Below are 11,317 nucleotides of genomic sequence, written 5' to 3' on the forward strand. Positions count from 1 at the left end.
CTGCGGCGCCTGCACCTTGGAGTTCTTCGGCTCGAACCAGTGCGGGAACTTGTCGATGTCGGGAATGGCCCCGTCGTAGGCCGCGCGCGCCGGCGAGCAGGTGGCGGCGAACGTCTGGGTGTCGTCGCCGATGTAGGTTTCGGCGATGGTGGACCACACCTCCACCTTGGCGGTGGGGGTCATGAACCCGCACTTCTCGTCCACGGCCGCGTACAGGTTGTAGCCGCCCTGCTGGCGACGGTAGCCCATCTCCCACCGGCGGTAGGTGCCCCAGCGCTCGGGGTGCCACTTGCGGCAGTCGAACCAGCCTTCCTCCTGGAACTTGGCGGCGAACTCGGGGAAGTCCGGGCCGGCCACGTCGTTGAGCACGGCGTCCGGCTTCTCGGACGCGGCGTAGTCAGGGAACGCGGGGATGACCTGCTCGGGCTGGCTCTCCTTGCCCTTGAACTCCTCGATGCGCCACCAGTCGGTGGCGTCCTTGAGCACGCGGTACTCCTGCTCCTCGTAGGTGACCGGGCCGCCCATCTGCACGAACTGGGTGTAGTCCAGGTTGTTCCAACCGTCGTAGTTCAGGTCGCGGTCGTTCCAGATGACCGCCGAGCGCTCTGCGGGAATGTCCGCGCGCACCGGATGCTCCTTGCCCGTGAGGGCCTTGGCCATGGCCAGGTGCAGGCAGATCACCGACACCGGGTCGTACATGCAATCGCCCATGGGCTCGGCCGCGCGCTGACCCGCGCCGAAGATGCCGCCCGCGCCCTGCGACACGCGGCCGGTGTTGACCTCCAGCCAATGCAGGCACGGGATGACGATGTCGGCGCAGCCGTTGTTCGGGCAGGCCCACAGGTTGAAGTCCAGCCAGAAGTCCAGGCGGGTGAGCGCCTCCCACGCCTCCAGGAGGTTGGACTCGTTCATGAAGTCGCCGGACATGCACACGCCGCCGTGAATCTGGTACGGGGTGTCAATCTCGTTGATGGAGTCCCAGATGGCGGCCGAGTCGGCCCAGCGGTTCCAGTAGCGCAGAAGCGGGAAGCGCTCCGCGGAGATCTGCTTGGCGTTGCTGTCGAACGAGGTGGTCAGCCCCGGCCAGGCGCGGCTGGCCTTGTAGTCGCCGCCCTTGCGCTCGGCAATCCAGCGGGCCTCCTCGTCGGAGGGCACGTGGTTGCCGTAGCGCTCGGCCAGCGGCGAGCCCTCGTCTATGAGGTGCTGCACGAAGTTCTGGATGAGCGGGATCTGCTCCTCCACGGACAAATCGCGCGGGGTGTCACCCAGCTCCATGGTGCCCACGCCCTCGCGGATGCCCCAGTCCTGCGGCTCATGATCGGTCACCTTCATGTTGGCGCGGCCGCAGCAGCCGTCCACTTCGGCCTTGGAGGAGCCGCGGTTGCCGGCGGGCTCGTCGGAGTTGCCGGTGATGCACGCGATGAGCTGCAGCGCGCGGCTGTTCTGCACCGCATGGCCCGTCTGGTCGGGGGCCAGCTGGTAGTGGATGCCGCCGTTGCCGTGCAGGGGGTTCAGGCGCGTGGTGTAGGTGCGCACGGCCTCCTCTATCTTGTCCGCCGGGACCTCGGTGACCTCTTCGCAGTACTCAAGCGTGTACTCCTCAAGGCTTTCGGAGAACGACTCCCACACGGTTCCCGCCGTGATGGTGCGCCCGTCGGCAAGCTTGATCTCCACGCCGCCGGGGAACAGCGCCGGGTTCTTGGGCAGGCCGGCCGGGTTGGACTTCGCGCCGCCTTCGTTGCCCTCGTTCCAGTACGCGTCGTAGGTGGGATCGGCCGGATCGGCGAAGTGCGACGGGTCGGGCAGCCATGCATCGGCCATGATGGGCTTGTAGGGGTGCTCGATCCACGTGCCGGTGGTCGGGATCTTGTGCTTCTCGCCCTCCCACTGGCAGGCCTCGGCGTCCCAGTACGTGGGCTTGTTGTTGTTCTCATCCCAGCAGATGAAGCGGCGGTAGGAGTACTGCGGATCGGCCGGCTCCCACCACTGGCTCACCCATTCGCGGTCAAGGTCGGCCTCGGTGAGCAGGCGGCTTTCCATGTCGATGCCGCCGTTCATCTCCATGAACCAGCCCTTGGCCGTGCGGCCGCCCTCCTCGGGGTTCCACAGGAAAGGAGCGTTGGTCCAGCGGCGCACGAACAAATCGTCGTAGGCTTCGTTGTCGATGATCCACTTGAGCCAGGTGAGCGACAGGCACAAATCCGTGCCCACGCGCAAAGGCAGCCAGATGTCGGCCTCCTTGCCCAGCGGCGTCATGCGCGGGTCCACCAATATATGCTTGTAGGCGCGCTGGCTGCAGTCCACCACGGTGCGGTTCGTGGAGTCGTAGTTGGAGTACTCGGCCGCGGTGCCCCACTGCACGTACACGAGCGGACCCTGCTCAACCTCCATCCACGGCGAGCCGATCTCGTCGGTGAGGATGCCGGCGAAGTGGCGCGGACCCTTGCAGATCTCGTAGGCCAGGTGCGCGTTGGGCGTGGGGAAGATGGACTTGAGCGTGCCGTAGGGAGGCTGCGCCCACACGCGCGAAGTGCCGCCCATGGCGAAGTTGGCCTCGCCGCCGTACTTCTCCACAATCTCGTTGAGCTTGGCGCCCGCCTCGTCGAACGCCTCGGCCAGCGTGATGCGCACCCAACCGGGATCGTCCTCTCCCTTGGGGTTGGTGCGCTTCATGCAGTAGCGCAGGCGGTCGGGGTGGTACAGGGCCAGCATGGACGACTGCGACTTCGCGCAGCAGTGGCCGCGGCTGTGAGCGTTGGACTCGTCGCCTTCCACTTTGATGACCTTGTTGTCCTGCACGGTCACCCAGACGCCGCACTCCACCTTGCCGCACGCGCGGCAGCACGAGCGAATGCGCTTGACCTCTCCTGCGGTCGCATCCTCGCCCTCGGCCAGCGCGGTGGAAGGCGTGGCGGCAAACCCCACCGTGCTCGCGGCTCCGGCCACGGCGGCGGCCTTCATGAAGCTGCGGCGCGTGAGCGTGAGTTTCGCCATATGCCCCTCCTCTCTTTTCCTTCGTTTCCTTCGTCTTGCTGCGGGCCGTCCGCAGGCAGGCGTCACCGTCTTCGGCAAAGCGGCGGCGATCGAGGGGAACGCCGCCGCTTTGCCGGCCGGCACGTCTGCCTCCGCAGGGAGGCCCTTCCGTCATCGGATTGTAAGAAAGGAGGAAAAGCCCAAATCATAAGGGGTGGATGCTTCTGAGCGCGCATATCATCCCCAAGGGATTATTTTGCGCGCGGAGACGCTTCTATACTGGAATGGCGAAGAGGTTGAGACGGCTCGGACAACGCAGAGCGCGCCGCGGGCGCGAGGCCGGGACGCGTCGGCCCGCCGCGCCCGCTTTGCACCGCGCATCGAGAAGGAGGACAGACCATGGCACAACCGCATCCGTCGCTCACGCTCGTCCTGGACGTGGACGAGCGTTTGGACACCGAGGACCTTCGCCTGGAGGTGGGCCGCTGCTACGCGCACGTGTGCCCCACGCTCGTGCGCACGCATCCGGCAGGCGCGAGGACGCACGCTGACGCAGGCAGCGGACCCGCCGACGCCCCGCTCGCCAGCGGCCAGCCCGCCGACGGCCGGCCCGTGAACGTCGCGCGCTTCTTGGTGAAAATGGGCACGCGCGTCTACCTGGACCCGTCCGCCAAGGGCGCCGACGAGCTGTGGAGCAACGTGATGGAGCGCTGGATTCGCAACCAGCTGCACAAGGTGGGCAACAACGTGCGCATTTTCAACCGCCGCCAGCGCGATGAGGGCCGCCCCGAGCTCTCGTTCGACTGGATGGAGCTGGAACTGCAGAACGGGCAGCTGTCCGTTCTGCTGCGCTGCGACAGCACGGGCGCGGTGGACCCCGACGCCGCCGCACTGGTCACCGCCGTGCGCAACGCCTACGGCGCCGGGCGCCTGGGCCAGGGCGCGGCGCGCGTGCTGCTGCCCGCGCCCGCGGCATACGAGCGCCAACGCGCCGCCGGGCTGGCCGCCAAAGCGCAGCGGCAAGCCGAGGCGGCCAAGCGCGCGCAAGACGAAGCCTGTCGGAAGGCCGAGCAAGCCGAGGCGGCCGAACGGGAGGCTGCGGAGTCCTTCCTGGAATCGCCCCGGTTGGCGGCCGAGCAGGCTACCGCGAACGCTCCGGGCGATGCCGCCGGAAGCGGACGGAAGGCCGAAGCGGGCGGCCCGCAAGCCGACGGGAACGAGGACACGCATCGGTTCGATGCGGACGAGGCGGACTTCGCCTTGGACTATCGCACATGGCAGGTGGAGTATACTGACGGAAGTGCTCGAACGTTCGATTCGCGCACGGGCGCGTTCGCTGCCGAAGCCGAGGTCGAGGACGAAACCGAAGGCGCAGCAGAGAGCGCCTGCGCCGCGACGAACGACGCGCCCGCCCAACCCGCATCCGCCCGCTAGGAGGTTTCCCATGATAGACGGCATCGCATCGTTTGACGGCCGCATGGCCAAAGTGCAAGGCCCTGCGCGCAGCGGCAAGACCGAGGCGCTGGTGCGACGAGCGGCCCAGCTGCTGCGCGCAGGCGTCGACCCGGCGTCCATCTTGGTGGAGACGACGAGCAGCTTCGCGGCCCAAGCGTTTCGCCAGCGCTTGAAAGCGGCAGCGGACGGCAACGGCGCGGCGGCCGAGGCCGTGGCCGTGCTCACGCCTTTGGAAGCGTGCGCGCTCGTGCTGGACGCGCCTGCGGCGCGCGCGGCCACGGGTCGCGTTCCGCGCATGCTGACGCCCGCCGAGTACAACTTCTTCCTGGAGGACATGAAGACGCTGGGAACACCCATCCGCAAGCTCCGCCGCATGCTGGATTACTTCTACCAGCAGATGGCGCAGCTTGAGCCGCGCGAGAACTGGCGCGTTGGCGATCAGGAACGCGCCGTGCTCGACCTCATGGAGCGCACGCTGGCCTCCCGCGAGGCCATGCTCGCGCAGGAGGCGCCCGCGCTGGCCGTCGATTTTTTGCAAAGCGACGCGGGCAAGGCGGCGCGCGGCTCGTTCGCCTACGTGCTGTGCGACGACTACCAGAACATGAGCCGCGCGCAGCAGACGTGCCTGTGCCTTCTGGCGGGAACGCAGCTTGCGGTGGCCGGCAACCCCAACCAAACGCTCGAGGTGACAACGGACTTCCCGTGCCCGCAGGGGTTCGCGCAATTCGACGGGCTTCGCGAAGGCGTGCAGACGTTCTCCCTGACGGGAGCCTATGGGAACCCCGACGTCGCGGCTTTCGTGAACGCCCTGTGCGACCACGGCGACATGGACCCCGCGTTCAAGGCGTCGCCGGATGCCGAGGGGGCCGACAGACGCTCGGCGGCTGGCGGGCGCGCGGGCGCCGTCGATCGCTTTCGCGCCGTCAAGTGGACCTCGCCCGACGACGAGCTCAACGGCCTGACCAAGTACCTTCGCGCGCTCATGAATGCGCAGGGCGACGCGCATGAGAGCCGCACGTGCATCGTGGTGCCCAATCGGCGCTGGGCCCTCATGGCGCAGAAGGTGCTGCGCTCGCGCGGGTTCTCCGTGTCCGCAGCGGGCGCGCTGTCCGGCCTGGGCGGCGACCCCCGCGAAAGCTCGCGGGCGCGTGCCCTGGTGGCGTACACGAAGCTCACGCTTCTAGCCCTCCCTCGCGATCTGACGGCGTGGCGCAGCTGGTGCGGGTTCGACAACCACCTGACCAACAGCGACGCCTGGGCCAACCTGGCCCGGTTCGCCTCCGAGGGCGGGCTGAGCCTCTACGATGCGCTCGCAGCCGTGGGATCGCGCGACAAGGACGAGCCCGAACCGTTCCTGCGCGCAAACGTCCTGGCCGAGCGCTGGCGCGCAGGCCAGGAGTTCATCGCCGCGAACACCGGGCGCAAAGGGTTCTCCGTCCTGCGCGCCATCGGCGCAAACGGGCTGCCCGAGTTCGAGGACCTGGACGCCTCCATCGTGGGCGACGAGGACGCCTGCCAGCTCTACCGCCTGATGCGCGCGAGCGTGACCGACCCCGTGTGGCCCGAGAACCCGCACGTTTTGCACGTGGCCGACTTCGACGCGCTTTGCGGCGGCGACTACGACAACGTGCTCGTCATGGGGGCCGTGGACGGCTTCGTCCCCGGACGCGGCGCGTTCGAGGCGGTGAGCACCGATGCGGACCGCGAGCGCGTGCTCAACCGCGACCGCAGGCGCTTCGCCAACGCCGTGTCGAAGGCGGGCGGACGGCTGGTGGTGTCGTACTTCAGCAAGGCGGACCTCGAGCTTGCCGAGCGCTCGAAGATGCAGGTCACCAGAGTGCGCGCCGAAAACGGCGGGCGCGTTGCCGTCGTGCGCCCCACCTGCTTTTTGGCCGAAGCCGGCAACGCCGCCCCCACCACCGACGGCGGCCAGGCCCTCCTTGCTGAACTCGGACTGAACTAGCAAGCCGTCCCTGCAGGCGTCGAACGCCTGCAGGGACGCCACCGAGGGCGCCGGCCCCGCAACCAGGTTCGCAGCAGACAGCGCGGCGGCGTGGCACCCCGGCGGCCGCAGCCAGCGCGGCGGCGCAGCGCGGCAGAACCCTACTCGTCGGCCTCCGCGGCCGCGCCGTCTAGAAGCTCGGTCAGCACAGCTTCGTCCTCCTCCACATAGCCCATGGTCAGCTGGGCGAGGCCCTGGTAGAACATCGTGCGCGCGAACAGGCGCATGTCGCCTGTGAGCAGGGGCAGCCAGTTCAGCAAATGCTCCTGGGCGAACGCGCGCTGCGTGCGCACGTGCCTAACCGCCTCGTCCTCGCGGCCCTCGCGCAGCGCGGCGGCCGTGCGCAGAGCCATGCGCTGCATGAACTCAAGCTCCAGCGCCACGTGGTCCTCGCCTTCCGTCCAGTTGCCGCGCTTCAAGCTGTTCTCGCGCAGCGTCTTGAGCACCTCGGCGCGCGCCTCCTGCATCATCAACCGGCGCTCGGAGGTGTACACGCTCTCGTACGGATACGCCGCCGAGTAGCCGTTCACGCCGTGCCCGATGAACGTGCGCACGTAGTCGATGGCCAGCTCGGTCACGCTGTCGTCCCAAGCGCCGCGCAGGTAGTCGTACAGCAGGTGGTACCCTTCGTCCACCTTGGCGTTGCCGGTGGCGGTGGGAAAGCGCATGCCCTGCAGCTCGCGCAGCACGTCGAGGTCGACCTCTTTGCGGTACAGCCGCGCGAGCATGCCGTAGGTGCGCGCCCGCAGATCCATGAGCGCAGCCAGGTCCACCTCGCCCGCAGGTGCGCCGGCCTCGCCCGCAGGCGCACCCCCGCCAGATGAAACGCCCATCGATTCAACCCTCTCCTCCATGTCAGCTCTCCTTCCCGGACGGGTCGGACGAAGCCGCCCGCGCCTCTGCCAATTCCCGCACATCCGGCAACAAGGAACGCCCCAGATCGGTCAGCCGCCAGGCGCGGTCCCTCCATTCCAGCGCGTCGGTGCGCTCCAGCATGTCCACGAAATGCCCGCCGAAGCGCCGCGGGCTTTGCACTTCGGGAAACGCGTCCACCAGCGCGTCTATGTAGGCTTTCGAACGAGGCGCGCGCTCAACCGCCTCCATGACCGCACGGTACACCGAAGCGTAGCGCACATCGCGGCCCAGCACGATGTCGCGAAACGCCGTACCCTGGGTCAGCGACTCGCGCACCGCCAGCCCTTCGGGCGTGGAGCGCCACACCGGGTCCACCCGCTCCCTGATCTCCAGGTACTCCACGCCCTCGGCCGCGTCCTCGCGCGCGTCGGACGTCTCGGGCATCTCCAGCTCAAGCGCGCCGGCCCGCTCCAGCATGCGGCACAACGTGGTGGGCGCGTACACGGAGCGGTTGTGCTCCTGCGCCTCGTCCACGCGCCGGGTCAGCTCGCTTGTGGCGCAGCCGTCCTCGCACCATCCGAGGATGGCCAGCAGCACGGGCCGCCGCGCCGGGTTGTGATCGAGCAGCGACCTCACCGCCGCCTCCGCGCCGCCCATCCTCTCGAGCGTGTACACCCCTTCGCGACGCATGCCCTCCGGCATGTTGCGCATGGTGGGGAAATCCACCGTGTCAAGCGGGTTGTCGTCGTCCATCTCCTCCTGGTCTATAAGCCCGTCGTCTACGGCCAGCGGATCGAACTCGTCGTCTGCCGCCTCCGCTTTCCACAGGTCGTCGAACGGCTTTGCCGCGTCGTTTCCCATGATGCCTCCTTCGTTGCCAAAACGGTCCGCGCAAACGCGCTTCGGGGCACGGCGCGAAACCGGGGCGCCCCGCCTCTCAAGACGTCTTCCCGATTATAGGAAGGTAGCGGGCGCACCCATCATCCCGCAAGGCTGAAATGCGTGGCCCCATCATCCCCGCAAGGCTATGACATGGGAAAACGCAAGACAGCTCGCAGCGCTCACCCTTGACGGCACGCGCGGGGCCGCCCTATAATCCGCCCTGCGTTGCGAAAAGCGGGGCTCCTTCGCAGAAAGGAACTCTTATGGCCAACGCGTTTCGCGGCAAGAGGCTCCTTGCCGCAGCGGCCCTGGGCTGCACGTGCGCGCTCGTCGCCGCGCCCGCCTACGCGTACTACCACGTCCACGACGACGAAGTGGCCGCGGCGGACGGCAAAGGCGCCATCGAGATCGTGTGCACCGTGGACCGGACCGCGCAGAACGGAGGCGTGAAGACGGGGGTTGTCATGGTCCCCGAGGGCAGCACCGCAAGCGACTGCCTGAAGGAGGCCGTGACGTCCAGCGAGAGCCAAAACGGGCTGGACGCCATCCACGACTACAGCGTCTCCCGCTTGGCGGACGACCTGTCCGGCGAGCAGTACACGTGCACGGTGCACAAGGCGGCAAGCCAAAAGCCGGGCACGCAGACCACCTACGACTCCGAAGGCTCCAAGGGCGAGGACACGCCCCTCGAGCGCTGGGACAGCGTGGTGGTCACGGTGGCGTAGGGAACCGCCCCCGCCGCTGTCGGAAACGCGGGCCGGACGACCAGCCGGCCCGCCCGCAGCCGGACGGGCCGCGGGAGCCTGCGGGCGGTCGAGCGAGGCCCCCCAGCGGCAATCTGCGGCCCCAAACATCATCCTCAGAGGATTATTTTTTCATTTTCCCACGTCAAAGTGGTCGTCTCCAAAAGGGGGCCTCTCGGCTTTTCCGTCGATTCTCCTATACAAAGATTAGCCCGGTTAGTATTATCTTCATCAGCAGAGGGGCTGGGAGAGGAATCCGCGAAGGAGGGGCCATGGGAATCCGTGTTCCGCGTATAACGGTGAACGCCGACTTCGCCGAGGACGCGGCCTTGGGCGACCTCACCCTGCTTTCCGTTGGGTACGGACTGCACCAGGCATGGGTGTTCGCCACCATGTTCGGCGCGACGTCGGTGTTCGGCATCCAAGCGTACCTGACGGGCATGAACGACATGCACGTGACTGCGGCCTACCTGGTGTCCATCATCGTCTACGTTGCGTGCCTGTTGTTCGCCGCCGCCACCGACCAGCGCTTCCTCAGGTTCTACATCTCCCGCAAAACGCTCGCCGCCGCCTCCGCCATGGGCTGCGCGGGCACCGTGCTGCTGGCGCTGTCGGGAACGGGCGACCTGGTGGCGCTTGAGATAGCCTCCGGCGTTCTGACGGGGCTGGGGTCCTCCATGCTCATCTTGTTCTGGGGGACGGCCTTCGCTCGCTGCGACACGTCGTCCATTGTGCTGAACACCTCGTTGGGCGTGGTCATGGGGGTGGCCGTGTACGTGCTTCTGCTGCACAGCGCGCCCGTCCCCTTCACAGGGCTCATGGCCTCCGCCATCCCCCTGCTCGAGCTGGCCGTGCTGTGGAACAAGACGCCCCGGCCCTACTCCGAGCGCGACGGCGTCCCCATCTTCAAACCGCTGCCCGTCAACCGCGCGAAGTTCTTCGCGCGGTTCGCCACGCCCACGCTCATCATGGGCCTGGCCCTGGGAACGCTCCGACAAACGTCCATCCAGGCAAGCCTGCCCGCCACCGACCTTGCCGACCAGCTGCTTTTGCTGCTCGCCGCCGGATGCGCCACCGTCATCATGCTGATCACCATCATGATCCAGGGCAGGGGCGACCAATGGAACCGCTACTTCCGGCCGCTTGTGCCGCTCATCGCCGTCGCGCTGCTGTTTTTGCCATCGGCGCGCAGCGGGTCGGACCTTTTGCCGAACCTGGCGCTGCTTATCGGGTACCTGAGCTTCGAAGCCATGATGTGGGTGTTCTTCGGCATGCTGGCGCAGCGGTTCCGCATGTCGCCGGTGCTGGTGTTCGGCCTGGGCCGAGGAATGCTGGCGGCGGGGATCTTGGCAGGGTCGCTGATCCCGGTGATCGACGCCGGCTGGCTGAACGCCCTGCCCTTCGGCGAGCAGGGAGTGGCCATGACCATGCTCGTGGCCATGTTCGTGGCGTACGCGCTGCTGCCGCGCGAGCGCGAGATAGAGTCCATCGTGGCGCCATGCCCGGCGGTGCGCGCCGTGTCCGTCAGCTTGGAGAACGCCCCGCTCGCCGTATCGGCCGCGCCGACCCAAAGCCCCGCCGAGCCGAACCTGGCCGCTCGGGAGCCGTCCCCCTCGAACCCGCAGGATCTGCCGGACCCGTCAAACCTGCCGGACCCGCAAGGACCGACCCCGCCCGGGCACGGTCCCTCCGCCTCCGCGCCGGCCGGCGCCCCGTCTGCGGACGGATCGCCCGCGTCCTTTTCCGCAGCGTCGTTTGCGAACCTCTCCCCTGCACGGCAGGCCATGCTGCGGCATCCCTCGTCCGCACGTTTGGCGGCCATGTCCCTGCAACCCGCCGTCGGCGCGGATCAGAAAGCCGGCGGAGGCGGAGGCCCCGCAGACGGAATCCCCGGCGGCGCGGGCCGGCCTTTGGCCGCGTCCGAAGGCCGCCAGCGCGGAGGACGTTTCCGCGCCAAATGCGAGACGGTGGCCAACGCCTTCCTGCTGTCCCGACGCGAAACGGAGGTCATGTTCTTCCTGGCCAAAGGCCACAACGCGGCCTACATCCAAGAGAAGCTCTACATCTCCGAGGGAACGGCGAAAACCCACATCCGCCACATCTACCGCAAGCTGGACATCCACACCCAGCAAGAGCTCATGCGCATGGTGGAGTCCGCCGAAGCGTCCGAGTGACCGCACACGGCGCGATGCCGCACAGCCGCACGCGACGCCCTCCGGCGCCCGAGTCGCACGCGACGCCCTGCCGAACCACCGCCGACGCGGACCGATCGCGTCCGCAGGTTGGCGGGGCCGGCTGCGCCCGCCTCTCTGTTAAACCACCGTTGACACGAACCGGTGTTTGCCGGATCTCGGGCCGAGCCCCCTCTGATCGGGTGCCTCGGAGGGGCCGGCCCTGCGCGCCCAGC

General features: G+C 68.0%; 7 protein-coding genes. 4 read left to right on the forward strand and 3 right to left on the reverse strand.

What is annotated here, in order from left to right; genetic code table 11:
- Positions 1-2,994 (reverse strand): twin-arginine translocation signal domain-containing protein (locus ACWKY3_RS09665; protein WP_449316197.1); only part of this gene is annotated, 2,994 nt, incomplete at its 3' end.
- A gap of 378 nt (positions 2,995-3,372) precedes the next feature.
- On the opposite strand from ACWKY3_RS09665, the gene ACWKY3_RS09670 reads away from it, so the two are divergent.
- Together ACWKY3_RS09670 and ACWKY3_RS09675 are read left to right on the forward strand one after the other, a co-directional pair.
- Complete coding sequence (locus ACWKY3_RS09670; protein ID WP_449316198.1) at positions 3,373-4,407, forward strand: hypothetical protein; 1,035 nt, start codon at positions 3,373-3,375, stop codon at positions 4,405-4,407.
- Positions 4,408-4,417: 10 nt separating this feature from the next.
- On the forward strand, positions 4,418-6,391 hold the full coding sequence (locus ACWKY3_RS09675) for a UvrD-helicase domain-containing protein (protein WP_449316199.1): 1,974 nt from the start codon (positions 4,418-4,420) through the stop codon (positions 6,389-6,391).
- Between the two features lie 140 nt (positions 6,392-6,531).
- Here ACWKY3_RS09675 and ACWKY3_RS09680 read toward each other — a convergent pair whose 3' ends face one another.
- Together ACWKY3_RS09680 and ACWKY3_RS09685 are read right to left on the reverse strand one after the other, a co-directional pair.
- Positions 6,532-7,284 (reverse strand): TorD/DmsD family molecular chaperone, encoded by a 753-nt coding sequence (locus ACWKY3_RS09680; protein WP_449316200.1) that lies wholly within the window; start codon positions 7,282-7,284, stop codon positions 6,532-6,534.
- A gap of 1 nt (position 7,285) precedes the next feature.
- A complete protein-coding gene (locus tag ACWKY3_RS09685; RefSeq protein WP_449316201.1) occupies positions 7,286-8,146 on the reverse strand; it encodes a hypothetical protein in 861 nt (286 codons plus the stop codon).
- Between the two features lie 284 nt (positions 8,147-8,430).
- Here ACWKY3_RS09685 and ACWKY3_RS09690 point away from each other — a divergent pair, with 284 nt between their 5' ends.
- A complete protein-coding gene (locus ACWKY3_RS09690; RefSeq protein WP_449316202.1) occupies positions 8,431-8,892 on the forward strand; it encodes a hypothetical protein in 462 nt (153 codons plus the stop codon).
- 290 nt (positions 8,893-9,182) lie between these two features.
- Positions 9,183-11,084, forward strand: a complete 1,902-nt coding sequence (locus ACWKY3_RS09695) for a LuxR C-terminal-related transcriptional regulator (protein ID WP_449316203.1) — start codon at positions 9,183-9,185, stop codon at positions 11,082-11,084.
- The last annotated feature ends 233 nt before the right edge of the window (positions 11,085-11,317 follow it).

This window comes from Rubneribacter sp., from assembly GCF_965361815.1.

Excerpts from the sequence above, each read along its gene's own strand:
- ACWKY3_RS09695 (WP_449316203.1), top strand. The coding sequence starts at position 9,183 with ATGGGAATCCGTGTTCCGCGTATAACGGTGAACGCCGACTTCGCCGAG.
- ACWKY3_RS09670 (WP_449316198.1), top strand. The coding sequence starts at position 3,373 with ATGGCACAACCGCATCCGTCGCTCACGCTCGTCCTGGACGTGGACGAG.
- ACWKY3_RS09690 (WP_449316202.1), top strand. The coding sequence starts at position 8,431 with ATGGCCAACGCGTTTCGCGGCAAGAGGCTCCTTGCCGCAGCGGCCCTG.
- ACWKY3_RS09680 (WP_449316200.1), bottom strand. The coding sequence starts at position 7,284 with ATGGAGGAGAGGGTTGAATCGATGGGCGTTTCATCTGGCGGGGGTGCG.
- ACWKY3_RS09685 (WP_449316201.1), bottom strand. The coding sequence starts at position 8,146 with ATGGGAAACGACGCGGCAAAGCCGTTCGACGACCTGTGGAAAGCGGAG.
- ACWKY3_RS09675 (WP_449316199.1), top strand. The coding sequence starts at position 4,418 with ATGATAGACGGCATCGCATCGTTTGACGGCCGCATGGCCAAAGTGCAA.